Annotated in this window: 16 protein-coding genes; 10 read left to right on the plus strand and 6 right to left on the minus strand. The window is 74.0% G+C overall.

Annotation, left to right across the window (positions count from 1 at the left end):
• The 3 genes from WN71_RS33780 to WN71_RS33790 all read left to right on the plus strand — a co-directional run.
• On the plus strand, positions 1-1,851 hold a 1,851-nt coding region (locus WN71_RS33780), incomplete at its 5' end, for an SDR family oxidoreductase (protein ID WP_071369911.1).
• Complete coding sequence (locus WN71_RS33785) at positions 1,848-2,981, plus strand: alpha/beta hydrolase (RefSeq protein WP_046582505.1); 1,134 nt, start codon at positions 1,848-1,850, stop codon at positions 2,979-2,981. The genes WN71_RS33780 and WN71_RS33785, both read left to right, overlap by 4 nt.
• Before the next feature lie 61 nt (positions 2,982-3,042).
• Positions 3,043-3,834 carry an alpha/beta fold hydrolase gene (locus WN71_RS33790; protein WP_046582507.1) on the plus strand — a complete coding sequence of 264 codons (792 nt, stop codon included), beginning with the start codon at positions 3,043-3,045 and terminating at the stop codon, positions 3,832-3,834.
• Positions 3,835-3,936: 102 nt separating this feature from the next.
• On the opposite strand, the gene WN71_RS33795 is transcribed toward WN71_RS33790, so the two are convergent.
• Complete coding sequence (locus tag WN71_RS33795; RefSeq protein WP_046582509.1) at positions 3,937-5,526, minus strand: alpha/beta hydrolase; 1,590 nt, start codon at positions 5,524-5,526, stop codon at positions 3,937-3,939.
• A gap of 442 nt (positions 5,527-5,968) precedes the next feature.
• On the opposite strand from WN71_RS33795, the gene WN71_RS33800 reads away from it, so the two are divergent.
• Both WN71_RS33800 and WN71_RS33805 read left to right on the plus strand, forming a co-directional pair.
• The gene (locus WN71_RS33800; protein WP_046582510.1) at positions 5,969-6,724 is read left to right on the plus strand and encodes a chaplin; all 756 of its coding nucleotides are present in this window, start codon (positions 5,969-5,971) and stop codon (positions 6,722-6,724) included.
• A 202-nt stretch (positions 6,725-6,926) separates the two neighbouring features.
• The gene (locus WN71_RS33805; protein ID WP_046582512.1) at positions 6,927-7,781 is read left to right on the plus strand and encodes a GNAT family N-acetyltransferase; all 855 of its coding nucleotides are present in this window, start codon (positions 6,927-6,929) and stop codon (positions 7,779-7,781) included.
• Positions 7,782-8,054: 273 nt separating this feature from the next.
• On the opposite strand, the gene WN71_RS33810 is transcribed toward WN71_RS33805, so the two are convergent.
• Positions 8,055-9,329, minus strand: a complete 1,275-nt coding sequence (locus WN71_RS33810) for an MFS transporter (protein ID WP_079178322.1) — start codon at positions 9,327-9,329, stop codon at positions 8,055-8,057.
• Positions 9,330-9,391: 62 nt separating this feature from the next.
• On the opposite strand from WN71_RS33810, the gene WN71_RS33815 reads away from it, so the two are divergent.
• Both WN71_RS33815 and WN71_RS33820 read left to right on the plus strand, forming a co-directional pair.
• Entirely contained in the window at positions 9,392-9,805 is a 414-nt protein-coding gene (locus WN71_RS33815) for a MerR family transcriptional regulator (protein WP_046582514.1), read from the plus strand.
• Between the two features lie 64 nt (positions 9,806-9,869).
• A complete protein-coding gene (locus WN71_RS33820) occupies positions 9,870-10,655 on the plus strand; it encodes a GNAT family N-acetyltransferase (protein WP_046582527.1) in 786 nt (261 codons plus the stop codon).
• Positions 10,656-10,881: 226 nt separating this feature from the next.
• Here the strand turns inward: WN71_RS33820 and WN71_RS33825 are convergent, their stop codons facing one another.
• Positions 10,882-11,145 carry a hypothetical protein gene (locus WN71_RS33825; protein WP_046582516.1) on the minus strand — a complete coding sequence of 88 codons (264 nt, stop codon included), beginning with the start codon at positions 11,143-11,145 and terminating at the stop codon, positions 10,882-10,884.
• A gap of 218 nt (positions 11,146-11,363) precedes the next feature.
• Between WN71_RS33825 and WN71_RS33830 the strand changes: the two genes are divergently transcribed.
• Complete coding sequence (locus tag WN71_RS33830; protein WP_046582518.1) at positions 11,364-12,815, plus strand: hydrolase; 1,452 nt, start codon at positions 11,364-11,366, stop codon at positions 12,813-12,815.
• A gap of 103 nt (positions 12,816-12,918) precedes the next feature.
• Here the strand turns inward: WN71_RS33830 and WN71_RS33835 are convergent, their stop codons facing one another.
• Positions 12,919-15,672 carry a glycoside hydrolase family 2 protein gene (locus tag WN71_RS33835; protein WP_046582520.1) on the minus strand — a complete coding sequence of 918 codons (2,754 nt, stop codon included), beginning with the start codon at positions 15,670-15,672 and terminating at the stop codon, positions 12,919-12,921.
• A 161-nt stretch (positions 15,673-15,833) separates the two neighbouring features.
• Positions 15,834-17,030 (minus strand): ROK family protein, encoded by a 1,197-nt coding sequence (locus tag WN71_RS33840; protein WP_071369912.1) that lies wholly within the window; start codon positions 17,028-17,030, stop codon positions 15,834-15,836.
• A 99-nt stretch (positions 17,031-17,129) separates the two neighbouring features.
• Here WN71_RS33840 and WN71_RS33845 point away from each other — a divergent pair, with 99 nt between their 5' ends.
• The gene (locus tag WN71_RS33845) at positions 17,130-18,584 is read left to right on the plus strand and encodes an APC family permease (protein WP_079178323.1); all 1,455 of its coding nucleotides are present in this window, start codon (positions 17,130-17,132) and stop codon (positions 18,582-18,584) included.
• An 81-nt stretch (positions 18,585-18,665) separates the two neighbouring features.
• Here the strand turns inward: WN71_RS33845 and WN71_RS33850 are convergent, their stop codons facing one another.
• Positions 18,666-19,274, minus strand: coding sequence for an RNA polymerase sigma factor (locus WN71_RS33850; RefSeq protein ID WP_046592255.1), 609 nt, complete (start codon positions 19,272-19,274; stop codon positions 18,666-18,668).
• A gap of 217 nt (positions 19,275-19,491) precedes the next feature.
• On the opposite strand from WN71_RS33850, the gene WN71_RS40400 reads away from it, so the two are divergent.
• The gene (locus WN71_RS40400) at positions 19,492-20,640 is read left to right on the plus strand and encodes a MerR family transcriptional regulator (protein ID WP_079178324.1); all 1,149 of its coding nucleotides are present in this window, start codon (positions 19,492-19,494) and stop codon (positions 20,638-20,640) included.
• Positions 20,641-20,646: the final 6 nt, after the last annotated feature.

Raw genomic sequence — 20,646 nt, forward strand, 5'->3', positions numbered from 1 at the left:
ACCCCCGCCCCCCACTCCACCGCCCGCCCGGAGGACCTCGCGCAGATCCTCGCCGATCTGGCGCTCGCGGACCGGCTGCCGTTCACCGCCGCGCCCGAACCGGTGCCGCCCCGGCGCATCCTGCTGACCGGGGCCACCGGCTTCCTCGGTGGCCACATGCTGCTCGACCTGCTGCGCCACAGCGACGCGCACGTCGTGTGCCTGGTCCGCGCCGAGGACGAGGCGGCCGCCGTCGAACGGCTCGGCGCGCAGCTGCGCTCCTACCGGCTGCCGTGGTCCGCGGAGGTCCGCCGCCGCGTGACGGTGCTCCCCGGCGACCTGCGCGAACCCCGGCTCGGCCTCTCCGAGGAGCGGTGGACGACCCTCGCCCACGAGGTGGACAGCGTGGTCGGCGTCGGGGCCGCCGTGGACTTCCTGCGCGGCTACCGCTCGCTGCGCGCGAGCAACGTCCTCGGCACGCTCGCGCTCGCCGAACTGGCGGCCACCGGGCGGCCGAAGCCGCTGCACCACATCTCCTCCGTCGCCGTGTTCAACGAGGTCGGCATCCCGTCGATGGGCGAGGACGACCCGCTCGCCCACGTCGACCGGCTCGTCTCCGGCTACGACCAGAGCAAGTGGGCCGCCGAGGTGGCCCTGCGCCGCGCCCGCGACCACGGGCTGGTGGTCACCGCGCTGCGGCCGGGCGGGATCAGCGGCCACACGAGGACGGGCGCGTACAACCCGCTCGACCTCAGCAGCGGGCTGGTCTCCGCCTTCGGCCGCTTCCGCACCGTACCGGCGTTCCGCTACCTCAACGCGGCCCCCGTCGACTGGGTCAGCCGGGTCGCCGTGGCCGCCGTGTGCACCCCCGACGCCTGGGGCTTCGACTACAACCTCACCGGCGTGCCCAACACCCTCGACGACGTCGTACGCGACATGGCGTTCGGCGGAATGCATGTACGGGTGCAGGACTGGGACGAGTGGCGGGCCGACACCCTGGCCCGGCTCGACGCCGAACCCGTGCCCGAACTCGCCTTCCTGTCGCGCGTGTTGCAGAGCCCGACCGCGCTGAAGCTGTGCGAGGCCACACTGCGCGGACCGGCCGCCGAGGCGGCGCGCACGGACCGGCTGGTGGCGGCCCTCGGCCTGCCGCCCGCGGCCCGCTACGACTCCCGCGCCCAGCTGAAGACCTTCGAGCGGCTCGCCGACGACGGTCTGGCCCGGCTCCCGCGGGGGGACGACCAGCCCTACCTCTGGTTCCAGGAGACCACCGAGGGCGCCGTCGGCCCGGTGGGCGGCGCAGCGGACACGGAGTGCTCGATGGCCCTCACCCTGTCCATCGCGAGCATGTACCAACTCGTGCGTGAGCGCCGGGTGGACGTGACGGGCACGGTCACCTGTGCCGCGGTGCACGCCGCCCCGCTGACCGTCGAGCGCGGGGACATCTGGGTGCGCCCCGAGGAGGGCATCCCGCTCCAGCACGGAATGCGTCACCAACTCCTCACCTACCGGCTCACGCTGACCGATCAGGACGGCGGCCGGTGGTGGCTGGAGGGCCGCAAGCACGCCCGCGCCCGCCGCGACCTGTGGCGGCAGACCCGCGCGCTGAGCGTCGAGATCGGTCCGGAGGGCGAAGCCGCCGCGCTGCGCGGCGAGGTCGTCGTCCCCGCCGACAGCTATGTGCGCGACCAGATCGACGGCATCCGGGTCGACCCGCGCCTGACCGACCGCGAGAAGCGGGCCGCGAAGCTGACCTGGCTCGCGTGGTTCGGCCTGGAGATGGGCCGCGGACTGCTCGCCCCGTTCACGCGGGCCGCCGCCGACCTGCTCGACCTGCGCCGCACCCCCACCCTCACGGAGCACCAGCGATGATCTTCAAGGCCAGCACGCGCACCCGGCCGGCCCTGCGCCGGGTCAGGACCACCGAGAGCCTCCGGCCCCTGTACCACCGGCTCGACCCGGCACGGGTGGAGGAGATCCCGCTCACGGCGGGCGACGGCACGCGCCTCGGGCTGACCCGCGTCGACACCGGGTCCGCCGACCGCCCCGCCGTGCTGCTGCTGCACGGGCACACGGCCTCGGCGGACATGTTCCTCCAGCCCGAGACCCGCAACCTGGTCGACGTCCTGCTCGACGCCGGTCACGAGCCCTGGCTGCTGGACTGGCGGGGCAGCTGCCGGCTGCCGTACAACGAGACGGGCCGCCGCTACACCTACGACGACGTGGCGCTCTACGACATTCCCGCCGCCGTCGCCGCCGTGCGGGCGCGGATCGGGGACCGGCCGCTGTTCGTGGTCGCCCACTGCATCGGCTCCCTCACCCTCTCCCTCAGCCTGGCGGCCGGACTGGTCCCGGGCCTGGCGGGCGTGGTCTCGCAGGGCGTGTTCCTCACCCCGAAGCTCGCGGGCCGCACCTCGCTGCGCATGACGGTGGCCGGGGAGCTGCTGAAGACCCGGATCGACCACATCCCGGTCGACTTCGCCAAGGTCGGCCTGTGGTCGAAGTACACCCCGCTGTTCGCGCTCGCCGCCCGCAAGGCCGACTGTCCGGACCCGACCTGCCAGATCCTGCACAACTCCGCCTGGGGCACGGGTGCTTCGCTGTTCGTGCACGAGAACCTGTCCGCCGCCACGCACGCCCGGCTCGCCGAACTCCTCGGCCCCGCGCCGCTGTGGATCCTGCCGCACCTGCGCCGGATCGAGCTGGCCCGCACCGTGGTGCGCTGGCACGACACCGACCTCCGCTACCGGTCGCTGCCGCCGAACGCCCTGGACGCGGCCGGCCGTATCGACACCCCGGTCCTGCTCCTCGCGGGCAGCGAGAACGGGCTGTGGCTGGACTCCCAGAAGCTGTGCCACGAGGTGCTGGCCCGCCGGCAGCCGCAGCTCGACGTGCGGTACGCCGAGATCCCCGGCTACGGCCACCTCGACACGTTCCTCGGCCGCGGCGCCGCCCTGGACGTGTTCGGTCACATCCTCGAATTCCTCGACGAACGACGGTGACGGGAGCCGGGGTGCGCGGCTACCGTACCGGTCAGTAACCGGACCTTTCCAGGAGGCACCCATGCCGCAGCTCGAAGTCGACGGCGCAGCCCTGACGTACGACGACGAGGGCCCGCGCGACGGCGGCGGCGTCCCCCTGGTGTTCGTCCACGGCTGGACGGCGAACCGGCACCGCTGGGACCACCAGGTGGCGCACTTCGCCGAGCGCCGCCGGGTGATCCGGCTCGACCTGCGCGGGCACGGCGACAGCACGGGGGCGGGGGTGCGCACGATCGCGGAGCTGGCCGACGACGTGCTCGCCCTGCTCGACCACCTGAAGGTCGAACGGTGCGTGCTGATCGGCCACTCCATGGGCGGCATGATCGGGCAGACCATCGCTCTCGCCCGCCCCGAGCTGGTGGAGCGGCTCGTGCTGGTGGACTCCATCAGCCGCATGACCTACAGCCGCGGGCGCGGCTGGCTGATGGGGGCGTCGACGCTGGTGCCGTACAAGCTCTTCGTCGCCGCCAACATCCAGCGGGCGTTCGCCCCCGGCCACCCCCGCGAGGAGGTGCGCCGCTACATCGAGGCGTCCGCGGCCACCCCCAAGGAGGTCGTGATGACGCTGTACGGCGCCATGCGCGCCTTCGACGTCCTTGACCGGGTCGGCGAGATCCAGGCGCCCACGCTGCTCGTGCACGGCGTCCACGACATCCAGCTCCCGGTGAAGCAGATGCTGCGGATGGCCGCCGCCTACCCGAACGCGATGGTCCGCATGATCGACGCCGGGCACGAACTGCCCGTCGAGAAGCCCGCGGAGCTGACGGCGGCGCTCACCGACTTCCTCGGCGGGCGGACCCCCGCCCGCGACTGACGGCGGCCTTCCGCGCACGACGGGCGGCGGCCCCCCGCGCGCGACCGGCGGGGGCCCCGCGTGCGACGGACGGCGGTCCCGCCCGCCGTCCGGTGCGCCGGCTCAGGCCTCGTCCGCCAGGCACGAACTGCCGTTCGGCGGCAGCGTGCCGTACATCAGGAAGTCGTCGACCTTGCGGTGCACGCACCGCGAGGAGCCGTAACCCGTGTGCCCCTCGCCCTTGTTGTCGAGCACGACCGCCGCCGGGCCGAGCCGCCGGGCCGTCTCCACGGTCCAGCGGTACGGCGTCGCCGGGTCGCCCCGGGTGCCGACGAGCAGCAGTCGGGCGGAGTCGACGTCCTTCACCTTCCGGCGGATGAAGTCGGTTCCCTTCGGGCGTCCGTAGCACATGAGTTGCTGCGCCAGCCGGTAGCGCCCGAAGACCGGCGAGGCGTGCTCGTAGGCGGCGGCCAGCCGGCGCACGTCGCCGGTCAGCCGGGCGGCGCCGGGCCGGTCGGGGTCGTCGGCGCAGTTGATCGCCATCAGCGCGGCCGGGAGGTTGTCCGCCGGGACGTCGTCGGGGTCGACGAGTCGGCCCGCGGATCCGCGGGCGGGCCGCCCCCGGTAGGGCAGCGTCAGGCCGTCGGCGGAGAACGCCTCCACGCCGCGGGTGTCGCCGTCGTCGACCAGGGAGGCGAGCGCGCGCTCCAGCGACGGCCACAGCTCCTTGCTGTAGAGCGCCTGTCCGATGGCTCCCACGAGCTCCTGTCCGGTGAGCTGTCCGCCGAGACCGGTCGCCACGGGCTGCCGGTCGAGGTCGCGCACGAGCTGGACGACGTTGTCGCCGGCCTGGCGCCGGTCGTCGCCGAAGGGGCAGGCGATGTCCTGGACGCACCAGTCGAGGAAGTCGTCGAGCGCGGTCTGCTGGCCCTCCGCGCCCGCGAGGCCCTGCCGGGACAGCGGCTCGGTCAGGGTGTCCACGCCGTCGAGCGCCATCCGGCCCACCTTGTGCGGGAATTCGGCCGCGTAGACCGCGCCGAGCCGGGTGCCGTAGGAGAATCCCAGGTAGTTGAGCTTCTTGTCGCCGAGGGCCGCGCGCAGCACGTCGAGGTCGCGGGCGGCCTCGGTGGTGCCGATATGGGCCGCGACGGGCCCGGAGTAGCGGGCGCAGAGGTCGGCGACGGACTTCAACTGCCGCAGCATGGCGGCCGGATCGCCCACGGTCACGGTGCCCACCGCGGCCTGGGAGGCCCCGTCGGCGCCGTCGCCGCAGGTGACGGGGGAGGACCGTCCTACGCCGCGCGGGTCGAAGGTGACGACGTCGTAGTTGTTGGTGAGGTCCATGAACTCCGCGCCGTCGGCGGCGAGTTCGGGGACCCCGGGGCCGCCGGGCCCGCCGAAGTTCAGCACCAGCGAGCCGCGCGAGCGGCCGGAGGCGCGATAGCGCGCGAGCGCCAGGTCGAGCGTCGCGCCGCGCGGCTTCGTGTAGTCCAGGGGCACGGTGACCTTGCCGCACTGGAGGTCCTTGGGTGCGTCGATGTCGTCGCAGGCCGCCCACTTCAGCTTCTGGTCGTAGAAACGGGCCAGCGGGGCGTGGTCGGCGCGCCCGGCACCGGCCGCCACGGGCAGCCCGGCCCCCAGCAGCGCCAGCGTCAGGGCACCGGCGCACGCGCAGCGCCGGGCCGCGGGCCGCGTCGACAGCTTGGGCAGCATGCATGCCTCCAGGGACGCCCGGCTGCGGTCCGGGAACCGGGGTTCCCGATCACGATAGGCGGGCCGTCGAAGGGCCGCCTCCGGAGCGGCGGTGCGGGGTGGCATACGGGGGTTCGCGCGCAGGGGGCCGGCGCCGGGGGCCCGGGAAGGGGGCCCAGGAGGCCCGGAGCGGGGGCCCGGGAAGAGCCTCCCGGACCCCCTCCGCCCGCCGTGACTCCTGTGCTCCGCGTTGCCGCTGCGCTGCCCGTGTCCCCTCCGTACAAAAGACGGTTATGTGAGCAGTGGCAGCCAATCGCGGCTCATGACCCCGATGGGGTGAAAGACCGTTTGGCCATGACTAGGCCATAACTCTGATGGTTCGCCTGCGTTTTAGTCGGTGCGGGCGACTGCCCGTGACGAAACTGGAAGGCAGGAGCCTATGAAACGGGTTACCCGAAACGGTGTGATCGCCATCGCCGCTTCCGGCGCCATGGCCGTCACGATGCCGGTCTGCGCGGCCTTCGCGGCCGACGGCGGCGCCACCGCGGACGGAGTCGCGGCGGGTTCCCCCGGTGCGATCTCCGGCAACACGGTGCAGCTTCCGGTGAGTGTCCCGGTGAACGTGTGCGGCAACACGGTCAACGTCGTGGGGCTGCTGAACCCGGCCGCGGGCAACACCTGCGCCAACGTGTCCGGGGACAAGGACGCGCGCAGCGGCGGGCACGTCCGGAGCGGTGCGCGGACGCGGGCGACGGACACGCACACGCGGGCGACGGACACGCACACGCGGTCCGGTTCGCACACGCGGGGCGGCGCGCACGCGCGGGGTGTCGAGGAGGGCTCCCCGGGCGTGATCTCCGGGAACGGCGTCCAGCTGCCGGTGGACCTGCCGGTGAACGTGAGCGGCAACTCCGTGAGCGTCGTGGGGGTGCTCAACCCGGCCCTCGGCAACACCTCGGTGAACACCTCCGGCCACGACGAGCCGGCCCCGGTCCGTGAGGTGCCGCGCCACCCGGTCCAGCACCCGTCCGCCCCGGCGTCGCCGCGCACGATCCCCGCGTCGCCCGTCACGCCGGACCAGCAGGCGCCCGAGGCCCCGGCCGCGACCCTCGCCCACACGGGCGCGGACCTGACGCTGCCGGCCGCCGCCGGAAGCGCGGCCCTGGTCCTGGCCGGCGCGATCCTCATGCGGCGCGCGCGCCCGCAGTCGGGGCGCTGACCCGGCGGCTGAGCGCCGAGTGCGGAGAGCCGCCGAGGGGGCCGGAACCGTGATGTCCCGGCCGCCTCGGCGGCACGTTTCTGCGGCCGGACCGGCGGCTTGATCACGCCGTAGCGGGACGGGCCGGTGATCCGGAAGGATGCTGCGGGTGCGCTCGCGCGCGGCGCCGCACGCTCACCCCCCCACCGATCGGAGCGCACCGATGTCCTCTTCCGCCCCCGCGGACCTCGTCGTCACCCGGGCCACGCTCGACGACTGGCCGGTGATCAGCGGGTGGGCGGCGGACGAGGGGTGGAACCCGGGACTCGCAGACGGGGCCGCCTTCTTCGCGCAGGACCCCCGCGGGTTCTTCCTCGGGCGGATCGACGGCGAGCCCGTCTCGGCCGTCTCCGTCGTCACCTACGGTGCGGACTACGCCTTCCTCGGCTGCTACCTCGTCCGGCCCGACCTGCGGGGCCGCGGTCACGGGCTCGCCACCTGGAACCACGCGCTCGCGCACGCCGGGTCGCGGACCGTCGGCCTCGACGGGGTGGTGGCGCAGCAGGACAACTACCGCCGCTCCGGGTTCGCCCCCGCGCACCGGACCGTCCGCTTCACCGGCACCGCCCCCGCCGCGGACGCGCCCGCCGGGGTCCGACCCGTCGGGCCGGGCGATCTCGACGAGATCCTCGCCTACGACGCCGCCTGTCTGCCCGCCGACCGGCCGCGCTTCCTGACCGCGTGGCTGACCGGCGCCGGGCACCGGGCCGTCGTCCGCCGTACCGGAGGGCGGGTCAGCGGATACGCCGTGCTGCGGCCCGCCCGCGAGGGCCTGCGGGTCGGCCCGCTCTTCGCGGACGGCGCGGACGACGCGCGCGCCCTCCTCGCCGCGCTGGCCGCCGAGGCGTCCGGCGCCGAGATCGCGGTCGACGTGCCCGAACCCAACAAGGCGGCGATGGCGCTCGCCGAGGACGCGGGCCTCACGCCGTCCTTCGAGACGGCCCGCATGTACACGGGCCCGGTCCGCCCGCACGCCGAGGACCGCGTGTACGCGGTGACCACCCTGGAACTCGGCTAGGCCCTGGCGGGCTGCTTGGGCGGTCTCGCGCAGTTCCCCGCGCCCCTGGGGGGCTGGGGGTGGTGCCCCTGTGCGGGCGCGTCGTGGTTGCTCGCGCAGTTCCCCGCGCCCCTGAGGGTGCTGAGGGTGGTGCCCCTGCGCGGGTCCGTCGTGGTTGCTCGCGCAGTTCCCCGCGCCCCCTGAGGGGTGTGCGAGGTGCCCCTTCAGGGGCGCGGGGAACTGCGCGCTCAGGCCCCACCGGCCGGTAGTCGAGGTGCTGGGGGTGGTGCCCCTTCAGGGGCGCGGGGAACTGCGCGATCGGCCCCGGCCGGCCGGCAGCCGGGGTGCGTGGGGGCGTCCGCCAGAACGTACCAGCGCCCCCCGCCCCGGAAACCCGTGGTGCCGAGCCGCCGTCACCACCGTCAGCGCGCCCACCGCCAGGGGCAGCGCCGTCCAGGGCAGCGCCCCGGGGCCCCACGCCTGGAGGGCCACGCCGCCGGTGAACGAACCGGCGGCGATCCCCGCGTTGTAGACCGTGGTCTGCAACGACGTCGCCACGTCCGCGTCCGCCGCCCCCGACGCACCCACCAGCGCCGTCTGGATCAGCGTCGGCGTGCCCCCGAACGCGACACCCCACACCGCGACCGCCGCGACCAGCGCCACCGGCTGCCGCACCCCCAGCCCGAGCGCGAGCAGCACGACGGCGAACAGGGCGAGCGCGCCCACCAGCGCCTGGCGCGCCCGGCGGTCGATCAGCAGGCCCGTCAGCCAGATCCCGGCCACCGTCGCCGCCCCGAACACCGCGAGCAGCAGGTCCGTGCGCGCGAACCCGGCGTGCGCCGCGAACGGGGCGACGTACGTGTACAGCGTCTGATGCCCGAGCAGCAGCAACAGCGTCACGGACAGCACCGGCCGGATCCCCGGCCGTGCGGCCACCCGGCGCAGCGGCACGCGCGCGGGCGCCGGCTCGCCCGGGAAGGCCGGCACCCGCCGGCGCACCCACACCACCAGCACCCCGACCAGCACCGCGAGCGCGCCGAACACCGTCCGCCAGCCGACCGCCCCGGCCAGCGCGGTCCCGGCCGGGACCCCCAGCGAGAGCGCCAGCGTGATGCCCGCCAGCACCACCGCGATCGCCCGCCCGCGCCGCTCCTCGGGCACCATCCGCGCCGCGTACCCGGCGAGCATCGCCCACAGCGTGCCGCCCGTCACGCCCGCGAGCAGCCGCGCCGCGAACGTGACGCCGTACGACGACGACAGCGCGACGACCGCGTCGCTCGCCGCGAAGCCGAGCAGCGCGCCCGCGAGGACCGTGCGGCGCGGCAGCCCGCGCAGGGCCGCGGTGACGGGGATCGCGGCCAGGAAGGAGGCGACCGCGTACCCGGTGACGAGGAAGCCGATCCGGGCCTCGGAGACGTGGAGGGCGGGCGCCATCCGGGGCAGCAGCCCGGCGGGGAGCAGTTCGGTCAGTACGGCGGTGAAGGCGGCGGTGGACAGCGCGAGCAGCCCGGACCACGGCAGCCGCAAGGGCGCGCCGCCGCCGTCCCCGCCCGATGAGGAGGTGGACATGCGACCATGGTGGAACCTTGACATCAGTGTGAAGGCAAGCCGCTTCCCGGAGGTGTGTGAGCGTGAAGATCGGTGAGCTGTCGGTCCGTACCGGCGTTCCCACGCGCCTGCTGCGCTACTACGAGGAGCAGGACCTGCTGCACCCCGACCGCGCCGAGAACGGCTACCGCTCCTATCCCGAGTCGGCTGTCCAGGACGTGCAGCAGATCCGGGGCCTGCTGGACTCGGGCCTGACCACCGAGATGATCCGCGTCATCCTGCCGTACCTCTCCGGGCCCGAGGTGCTGCACCCGCCCGCCGCGTGCGTGACCCCGCAGACCGCCGCCCTGCTGAGCGGGCACATCGACCGCATCCAGGCCCGTATCGACTGCCTGGCCCGTAACCGCGACCGGCTGGCCGCGTACCTGTCCGCCGTGCGCCCCGATCCGGACCACCGGACCGTCGCACCCCCGGACCGCCGCCCCGTCGCGAGGTGACGCCGGACGTCGGGCCGCGAAAACGCCGTTGCCCACGCCTCCGCCGAATGGTGAAGTGATCGCCATGGAACCTGACGCCCTGCTCGACCTGCACGACCGCCTCCTGCGCGAGCACGCCCGCCCCGACGGTCCCGGCGCCCGCGTCGAGCGGACCGGCGACGTGGTACGGCAGGTCGCCGGGGACGCCGACGGCTGGAACGGGGTGGTGTGGTCCGCGTTGGACGAGACCGGCGCGGACGCGGCGATCGCCGAGCAGGTGGCCCATTTCACCGCGCTGGGCCGGGAGTTCGAGTGGAAGCTGTACGGCCACGACCGGCCCGCCGACCTCGGACGTCGGCTGACGGCCGCCGGGTTCACCGCCGAGCCGGCGGAGACCGTCTTCGTGGGCGAGGCGGCCACGCTCACCGACTGCGGCGAACTGCCCGAGGGCGTGAGCCTGTTGACCGTCACCGAAGCCGAACAGGTGGAACTCGCCGTCGCCGTGCACGAGAAGGCGTTCGGGACGGACGGCACCCGGCTGGGGAACGCGCTGCGCGCCCGGCTCGTCGCCGAACCGGACTCGCTGGTGCTCGTGGTGGCCATGGCGGGGGAGACGCCGGTCAGTTCGGCGCGGATGGAACTGGTGCCCGGCACCGGATTCGCGGGCCTGTGGGGCGGCGGCACCGTGGCGGACTGGCGTGGACGCGGCCTCTATCGCGCCCTGATCGCCCATCGCGCCCGGATCGCCGTGGCGCGCGGCTACCGCCATCTCCAGGTGGACGCCTCCGACGACAGCCGCCCCATCCTCCAGCGCCTCGGCTTCGTACCGCTGACCACCACCACGCCGTACATCCACCCGGGCACGCACTGAACGACCAGGGCACGCACTGAACGACCCCGGCACGCGCTGGACCACCCGAGAACACTGAACCACCCGAGAACGCTGAACCACCCTGGCCCACGGAACGCGCCGTGCCACGGCCCCTGTTCGGGCCGTGGCACGGCGCGGTGAAGGCCGGCGGTGCGGCGCGCTGAAGGCCCGGCGGCGCGGTGCGGCGAAGGCCTGCGGCCGGCTCCCGCGGCCGCCCGTCGGTGGGTCAGCGGCGCACCCGCGAGCGGTCCAGCGCGGCCACGCCGAGCGCCGCGAGGCCGATCTGAATCAGCCACTCGATCCAGTCGATCCCGTTGGTGTTCGCCACGCCGAAGCCGGCGGCGAGGGCCGAGCCCAGCAGTGCGGCCACAATGCCGACCAAAATCGTCAACAGTATGCCGATGTGCTGGCGGCCGGGTACGACGAGCCGCCCCAGCACGCCGATGATGATGCCGATGAGGATGGCACTGATGATGCCCGAGATCTCCATCTCCGCCCCTTGTCGTCCGGATCCCCGCTGACGTCCTTTTGCCCGCTGTCGGCGCGGTCAGTCCTGTTCCGGTTATGGCCGGGATCCTCTGTTCACCCGGCGGACATGCCATGTACCTTTCAATCAATCAACGCGTGTAGAAATCTGAACTCGCAATCTACGCGCGCAGATTGGCTCCCGCTCCGCCTCTACCCCACCCCATACGGAGGTTTCGCCGGATGCTTGGATCAAGAAGGTCCCGCCACAGACTCACCACCGCCCTGGCCGGACTCGGACTGCTCGTCACCGGAGCCGCCCTCCAGGTGAGCACCGGGGCAGCGCCCGCCCACGCGGCCACCACGCACCGCATCCTGTTCGACAACGCGCACGCCGAGACGGCCGGCAACGCGGACTGGATCATCTCCACCAGTCAGCCCGACCCGCTGAGCCAGAACTCCAACCCCACGTCGGAGACCTCCTGGACCGGCGCCCTGTCCTCCTGGGGCGTGGCGCTCCAGCAGACGGGCAGCTACAGCCTGAAGACGCTGCCCTCGGGCTCCGCCCTGAGCTACGGCGGCTCCTCGACGACCGACCTCGCGAACTTCGACACGCTGGTCCTGCCCGAGCCCAACACGCTGTTCACGACCGCCGAGAAGACGGCGATCATGACCTTCGTGAAGAACGGCGGCGGCCTGTTCATCATCTCCGACCACACCGGATCCGACCGCAACAGCGACGGATACGACGCGGTGGAGATCTTCAACGACCTGATGACGAACAACAGCGTCGACTCCACCGACCCGTTCGGCTTCTCGATCGACTCGCTCGACATCAGCTCGGACTACCCGACCGCGATCAGCGACAGCACCAACGCGGTCCTGAACGGCTCCTTCGGCAAGGTCTCCAAGAGCCTGATCGCCGACGGTACGACCGTCACCCTGAAGCCGTCCGACAACTCCGCCGTCAAGGGCCTGGTCTACCGCACCGGTTACTCCGGCAACACCGGCGCGTTCTTCGCCACCAGCACCTTCGGCAGCGGCCGCGTCGCCTTCTGGGGCGACAGCTCGCCGGTCGACGACGGCACCGGCCAGTCCGGCAACACGCTCTACGACGGCTGGAACGACACCGGCGCCCAGAACGCCGCCCTGGCCCTCAACGCGACGGCCTGGCTGGCCGGCACGGGCACCAGCGGCGGAGGCGGCGGGGGCAGCACCACCTGCACCGCGAGCCAGCTGCTCGGCAACAACGGCTTCGAGTCCGGCAACACCGTCTGGACCGCCACCAGCGGCGTCATCACCAACTCCAGCAGCGAGGCGGCCCGTACCGGCTCGTACAAGGCCTGGCTCGACGGCTACGGCACCGCCACGACCGACACCCTGTCGCAGTCGGTGACCATTCCGTCCGGCTGCACCACCGCCGCCCTGAGCTTCTACACGCACATCGACACGGCGGAGACCACCACCAGTACGGCCTACGACACCCTCAAGGTCCAGGTGCTCAACAGCTCCGGCACCGTCCTGAGCACCCTGGCCACGTACTCCAACCTCAACGCGGCGAGCGGCTACGTGGCGCGCAGCTTCAGCCTGGCGAGCTACGCGGGCCAGACCGTCACGCTGAAGTTCACCGGCACCGAGGGCTCCACCCTCCAGACGTCGTTCGTGATCGACGACACGGCGCTGAACGTCAGCTGACCCTCGCGGGGCCCGGCATCCCCCGGGCCCCGCACGGCAGTTCCGCGGGACCCGCGCGCAACCCGCCGGGTCCCGCCCGCGTTTGTCCGGGCGCCCAGGGGGATCACCCCGCCGGAATCGTCCGCTCGGGAGTGTTCCACCCGCTGACCCGCACCCGTGGCCGCGCGCCGTGCAGGTCAGCCGTGCGGTAGGTGGCGGTCAGCGTCACCGACTCGCCGGGCCAGAGGCCGACCTGGTTGTCGGACCAGCGCACCGGCAGCACCGGACGGTTTTGCGCGTCGACGAGATGCGCGTCCGTCAGCAGCACCGGCGTCCGGCCGCTCCCCGTGTTGCGCAGGGTCACCGTCGTCGTGGAGGTGGCGCCGGACGTCGTCGTCGAGGCGGTCGCCGCGACCGGCACCCGGGCCATGGAGCCGAGCCCGGTGAGGTCCGCGCGGTGCGTGGTCGGCGTGTGCCACCAGTCGGTGTGCGCCCAGTCGAGGGTGTCCGGCTCGGTGGAGAGCCAGTACACGTTCCGGCTCACCTCCCGGCCCGCGGCGTCGGTCAGCGTCAGGCGCGCCAGATACGTCCTCGGCAGCCCGGACACCTTCGCGGGCAGGGTCAGCGCCGTGCGGTGCGCGCCGTCCCCCGCCACCGTCACGCCGGTCGCGGCGGCGTCGTACCGGCGCGTGCCGTCCGGTGCGAACAGCGCGGCGCGGACGGTGAGTCCGGCGGCCGGGGCATGGCGGTCGTTCACCACGACCACCGAGCGGTCGTCGTACGCATACTGCACGTGCAGCGGTTCACCGGCCTTCTTCGCGCCGAAGTAGGCGCCGCCCTGGTCGAGATACCGGTCCACCAACTGCCAGTGCAGCGACGTCCAGCCGCTGTCGAACATCCAGTGGATCACGCCGGTCGACGGCCGGTGCGCGTCGGTCGCGTTGCGGCGGTACGCCTCGAACTGGGCGCGTACGGCCTCGTACTGGGCGAGCTGGGCCTTGCGCACGTAGTCGGCGAGGCCCGACGGGGCGCCGTAGCGTCCGGTGAGGGCGTCGTCGTAGACCTTCAGGGTGCCGAAGACCGGGGACGGCGAGCGGTGGTACTGACGGGCGGCCGGGTCCTGCCAGAGCGTGGCGAGTTCGGCCGAGGTCATCATCCTGCGCAGGGTGTCGAGGGTGGGGATGGCGGGGCCCGCGCTGGTCTCGGAGTTGAAGCCGGTGGCGCCGCCCTCGCGTTTGGCGTACCAGTAGCCGGGCGGTACCCAGTCGTACGGGCCGGTCATCTTCATGCCCGAACGGCCGAGCTGCGGGCTGGAGTTGGCGGAGGCGGCCGGGATCACCGGATCGGGCCAGTCGGCCGAGCGCAGCGCGCCGAGGTACTCCTTCTCGATGGTCGCGTCGGGAGCGGCGTCGCTGCCGACGAGGAAGGACGCGACGCTGGGGTGGTCGCGCAGCCTCGCCGCCTCCGCCGCCATCGACGCGGTGGCCGTACGGTGGTCGGCGGCGGTCCACTTCTCGCCCGACCCGATGGGGTTGACCTGCCCCTCCCACTTGTCGCAGCACTCCCAGCCGGGCAGTGTGAGGATGCCGTAGCGGTCGGCGAGGTCGAAGAAGTCGTCCGGCTCGATGTGCCCTTCGAGGCGCAGGGCGTTGAGGCCGAGGTCCCGGGCGTACTTCAGCCGGTCCTCGGTGTAGGTGCGGTCCCAGCGCAGGAACTCGTCCGGCGACCAGCCGCCGCCCCTGATCAGCAGCGGCCGGCCGTTGACGCGGTAGCGGCGGGCGCCGTCCGCGTCCAGACCGGCGGTCACCTCGCGGATGCCGAAGCGCTCGTGGGCGGTGTCGGAGGCGGTCCCCGCGACCGACGCCGTGAGACCGAGGTCGTACAGGGGCTGGCCGCCGAGGCCGGCCGGCCACCACACCCGGGGCGCCGAGAGCCGCAGACCGGGCACGTCGGCGGGCCCGAAGGCGACGGCCTTCGTCTCGTGCGCGGCGAGCGCGACGGACCTCGCGAACGACACGCCCGCGACCCGGCCGGAGACCCTGGCCGTCACCGGCGCGCCGGAGTCGTTGCGGACCCGCGTCCTGACGGTGAGGTCCGCGGAGGCGAGGGAGGGCACGTCCAGTGCCGTGACCACGTGGGTGTCGCGCAGCGCGACCGGGCCGCCGCGGCGGACCACGACATCGCGGACGATGCCCATGTTGCGGTCGGGCGGCGGCTGGAGCCAGTCGAGCCAGCCCATGGTCAGATCCTTGTTCGGATCGTTGGGCCGGACCCGGAACGCGACCGTGTTGGTGCCCGGCCGCACCAGCGAGGTGACGTCAAGTTCGTGGCGGGTGTACGCGCCGGTGACCTCCGCCGCCGTGGCGACCCGCCGGCCGTCGACGTAGACGTCCGCTGCCGACATGACCCCGCTGATGTCGAGATAGGTGCGTCGCGCGGTGTCCGTGACGGTGAAGTCCGCGCGATACCACCACGGCACCTGGAAGTCCGCCCGGGGGATGAGCTGTTGGTTCGTCGAACGGAAGGGGTCCGGGTACACGCCGTCGGCGAGCAGCGCGGCGAGCACGGTGGAGCGCCGGCCGGCCGGGTACCAGCCGTCCGCCGGATAGCCGGGGGAGGAGACCGCGGCGGGGGTGTCCCGCACCTTCGCCGACGACTGGACGGCGAACCCGGCGAGCGGTGTCGTGCTGCCCGCGGTGTCCGGCACCCGCGTCACCCGGACGGGGCCGCGCGGTCCGGAGCGGGCCGGGTCCCCCGAACCCGCCCAGGCGCCGGTGGCGAGAGAGCCCAGCAGCAGGGCGAGGACGACGCCGGCGGAGGCCGGGCGGGAACCCTTGAGGCGTTCCGGGCGGGAGTGCGGGGCGGGGCGAGGGAACACGTGGTCTCCGGCCTCGGTAAAGTTAGGAAACTTTACTAACTCGGCTCACGCTAGGGACGCCCAAGGGCACTGTCAATCACCGCCGCTCCCGGCCCGCCGCGCCTGCCGCGCCTGCCGCGGCGGGCCGGGAGCGGCGGTGCGGGCGCCGCGGGCCGGGTGCGTCAGCCGTCCGCGGCCCCCGCCGCCCGCCGTTCGAACACCATGTCCCGGGCCGTCCCCAGCGCCGTCGCCACCGCGCCGAGCAGCACCGCGTCCTCACCCAGCCGGCCGGGCACGATCCTCGGCCGCAGCGGGGTGAGCGCCCGCAGGTTCTCCCGCACCGGCCGCAGCAGCAGGTCCACGCTGTGGCCCACGCCCCCGCCGAGGACCACGAGGTCGGGGTCGAGCACGGCCGCCGCGGCCGCGACCGTGTGCGCGATCCGCTCGCCTTCCAGCGCGACCGCCCGGGCCGCGGCCGGCTGGCCCTGCCGGGCCGCGTCGAACACCGCCTTCGCGGTGAGCTGGGGGCCCGTCATGCCGAACCGCCGGGCCGCCTCGACCACGGCCTCGCCCGACACCGCGTCCTCCAGCCGCTCCGGCCCCCGCCACCCCGGGAACGGCAGGAAGCCGATCTCTCCGGCCAGCCCGTGCGCCCCCGTGAACAGCCGCCCCTCGCTCACCACGCCCATGCCCAGACCGGTGCCGATCAGGAGGTAGGCGAACAGCCGGCTGCCCGCGCCCACGCCGTAGGTGTACTCGCCGAGCGCCGCGAGATTGGCGTCGTTGTGCACCTCCAGCGGGACGCCCAGTTCCTCGCGCATCCGGTCGAAGAGACCCGCGCGCCCCCAGCCCGGCAGGTGCATCGCGTAGCGCACCCGCCGCCGCTCCGCGTCGTACACGCCCGGCGTGCCCACCACCGCGTGCACCACGTCGCCCGGCCCCACGCCGGAGTCGGCGACCACGCGGTGCGCGGTGGCCACCACGAGGTCGGCCATCGCGGCGGAGGTACGGGCCCGGTTGCGCACGTCCGCGCGGGCGACCACCGTGCCGTCCAGGTCGGCCACCGCCACCCGCAGCCAGCCGCGGCCGATGTCGATGCCGAGCGCGTACCCGGCGGCCGGGTCCGGCGCGTAGAGCACGGCGACCCGCCCGCGCTCCGGCGCCTGCGTGCCCACCTCGTGGACCAGCCCCGCCGCCGCCAGCGAGGCCAGCGCGCTGGACACGGTCGGCTTGGACAGCCCGGTCTCGCGCGCGAGCTGGGCGCGGGAGGCGGCGCCCGAGGCGCGCAGCCGGTCCAGGAGCAGCCGCTCGTTGGAGTGGCGCAACCGGCGCGGGCTCCACGGCTGTTCCTGCTGCTCTATGGCGTCGCTGGCGGGCATCACACCATTCTCACGCATTCCCCCGCCCCCTTGACGCCTCAAGTAAGGGTCCTTAACTTTATCGGCGCCCGGTCGGCCAGCCAGCCCCGTGGAGGATCCATGTCCGGAAGTCCGCCGCCCGAGGGCGGCTTCGTCCGCCGTGTCGGCCTGTTCCAGGCCACCGCCATCAACATGAGCCAGATGTGCGGCATCGGCCCCTTCGTGACCATCCCGCTGATGGTCACCGCGTTCGGTGGCCCGCAGGCCGTCATCGGTTTCCTGGCGGGTGCGGTCCTCGCGCTCGCCGACGGCCTGGTCTGGGCCGAACTGGGCGCCGCGATGCCCGGCTCCGGCGGCAGCTACGTCTATCTGCGCCAGGCCTTCCAGTACCGCACCGGCCGCCTGATGCCGTTCCTGTTCGTGTGGACGGCGATGCTGTTCATCCCGCTGATCATGTCCACGGGCGTGGTCGGCTTCGTGCAGTACCTGGGCTACCTGTCACCCGGTCTGGGCCAGGCCTCCGGCGACCTCGTCGGCCTCGGCGTCATCGCTCTCGTCGTGCTCCTGCTGTGGCGCGGCATCGAGCACATCGCGCGGATCACCGCCGTGATGTGGGCGGTGATGATCGCCTCGGTGCTCCTGGTGATCGTGGCCGCCGCCACCGACTTCAGCGCCCACCTCGCCTTCACCTACCCGGCGCACGCCTTCGGCCTGACGAGCAACCACTTCTGGCTGGGCTTCGCGGGCGGCCTGACCATCGGCATCTACGACTACCTCGGCTACAACACCACCGCCTACATGGGCGCCGAGATCAAGGACCCGGGCCGCGTCCTGCCCCGTTCCGTCCTCTACTCGATCCTCGGCATCATGGCGATCTACCTGCTGCTCCAGATCGGCACCCTCGGCGTGATCGACTGGCACCGGATGACGGACCCGGCCGACGTCGCCGCCACCTCGGTGGCTTCGGCGGTGCTGGAGAAGACCTGGGGCAAGGGGGCGGCCGACACCGTCACCGTGCTCATCCTGATCACCGCCTTCGCGTCCGTCTTCACCGGCCTGCTCGGCGGTTCCCGGGTGCCCTACGACGCCGCCCGCGACCGCGTGTTCTTCCGGCCGTACGCCAGGCTGCACCCCCGGCACCGGTTCCCGACGCTGGGACTTGCGACCATGGGCGTCATCACCGCGGCGGGCTTCCTCGTCGGCCGCCACACCGACCTCGCGACCCTCATCCAGCTGCTCACCACGGTGATGGTGATCGTGCAGGCGCTGGCCCAGATCGTCGCCCTGTCCGTGCTGCGCAGGCGCAGGCCCGACCTGGCGCGGCCGTACCGCATGTGGCTCTATCCGCTGCCGAGCGTCGTCGCCTTCGCGGGCTGGTGCGTGATCTACGGGTACGCCGACAAGAACTCCCCCGGCCGTCACCCCATCGAGTGGTCCCTGGCCTGGGTCGCCCTGGGCTGCGTCGCCTTCGCGGTCTGGGCGCGGCTGGAGAAGGTGTGGCCGTTCGGGCCGAAGGAGATCGCCGCGGAGACGACGACGGCGACCGAGCCGGACGCGGGGGCCCTGCGGGGCTGAGCGGGGGGAAGCGGCGGGGGAGGGGGGACGCCGTACTGACGCACCGTCCGGTCCACGCGGCGGCGGCCCCCGGCGCCGGCCTCAGACGACCGCGTGGCGCGGCTCCCCGTCCGTGGCCGTCTCCTCGTCCAGCCGGTCGCGCAGCTGGTGCAGCCCCCGGCGGGCGTGGCTCTTGACGGTGCCCAGCGGCCATCCCGTCCGGTCGGCGATCTGCGTCTGGGTGAGGTCCTCGTAGAAGGCCAGGCGCAGGACGCGCCGCTGCGGTGCGGGCAGCCGGGACAGCTCGGCGCGGACGACGACCCGGTCCACCGCCGCCTCGGGGGTGCGGCCCGCGGCCGTACCGGCGAGGGCGAGGACCGCACCGGCCGCCGCGACCAGCTCCCCGCGCCGGGTGCGCGCGGACAGGGCGTCGGCGATCTTGCGCCGGGTGATGCCGACGATCCACCCGGCGAGCGGCCCGCGCTCCGGACGGTAGCCGCCGCGCCCGCGCCATACGCCGACGAAGACCTGCTGGGTGACGTCCTCGGCCTCCTCGGCGTCCCCGAGCGAGCGGCGGGCGAGGGTGCGGACCAGGGTCGACCAGCGCTGGTAGGCGGCCGTGAGGCAGGCGTCGTCGCCGGCCATCAGCCCGCGCGCGAGGTCCTCGTCGGGGAGCGACGCGGGCGACTGCGTGACCGGCTGCGGGCTCATGGCGGGCTCCTCGGCGATCGGAAGCGGTCCGTCCGGACGGGCGGGGCCCGGCGGCGACCGACCCGCGCGGCGGCCGACCTGCCGCGGACGCTCGCGCGGCGGGCCGACATGCCGTCGACGGGGCCGGGTCACCCCCCGGCGCCGCCATCGTGCGAGGGCCCGGGCAACCGTCTCAACTCGCATCGTTTCTGCGTCGTATGGGCGTAGAGTCGGCGTCATGGACGCTCTACCGGACCGGCGTGGCACCGAGGAACGGACGCCGGGCGGAGCCGAGGGGGAGGCGGGGCTGACGACCGGCGCGCTCGCCCGCCGGCTGGGCGTGTCGCCCACCACGATCCGCTCCTGGGACCGCCGCTACGGCATCGGCCCCGCCGTGCGCCCCGACGGCCGGCACCGGCGCTGGACCTCCGGGGACGTGGCGGTGCTGGAGGCGATGTGCCGGCTCACCGCGGCCGGGGTGCCGCCTGCCGAGGCGGCCCGCGCCGCCCGGGGCCAGGGCGTCGCGGAGCCCGGTCTCGTGCCGGAACCGGCGTTCTCGCCGGGGTCGGGCCGCTCGACCGGATCCGGCCGCTCGCCGGGCTCGGACCGCTCGTCCGCGCCGGACCGCTCGTCCGGGCCGGAGCGGTCGTCCGCGCCGGACCGCTCGTTGCCGGGGCCGGGCCGGGGCGGGCGCGCCGCGGGCTCCGCTGCGGCGGGCACCCTTCCGCTCGGCGACGTGCGCCAGGAGTGCCGCGGCCTCGCCCGCGCCGCCGTACGCCTCGACGCCCCCGCCGTCGAGGACCTGCTGACGACGGCCGTCGGGGAACACGGCGTGGTCGCCGCCTGGCACGAGGTGATGATGCCCACGCTGCACGCCGTGGGCCGCAAGTGGGCATCGTCGGGCGACCGCTATGTCGAGGTGGAGCACCTGCTGTCGTGGCACGTCTCCACCGCCCTGCGCCGCTGCACCGCGCCGGCCCGGGCGCAGGACGACTCCCTGACCGGGGGTCCCGTCCTGCTGGCCTGCCTCCCGGGCGAACAGCACACCCTTCCGATGGAGGCGCTCAACGCGAGCCTCGCCGAACTCGGCCTGGCCACCAGGATGTTCGGAGCCGCCGTACCCGCGGAGGCGCTCACGGCGGCGGTCGAGCGGCTCGGCCCCGCCGCGGTCGTGCTGTGGGCCCAGGCCCGTTCCACGGCCAACCCCGGACTGGCCCGACACGTCGCCGAGACGCAGTGGGGTGTGAAGGGCGCCCGCCGCCGGCCCCTGGTCGTCCTCGGCGGACCCGGCTGGGCCGGCCGGCCCACCCCGGCGATGCCGCGCCCCGCCGATCTGCGCTCGGCGCTCACGCTGCTGTCGGAGCTGTACGGCCGTACCGCCCGCTGACCCGCC

The sequence above is a fragment of the Streptomyces mangrovisoli genome (genome assembly GCF_000974985.2).
Classification (GTDB): domain Bacteria; phylum Actinomycetota; class Actinomycetes; order Streptomycetales; family Streptomycetaceae; genus Streptomyces; species Streptomyces mangrovisoli.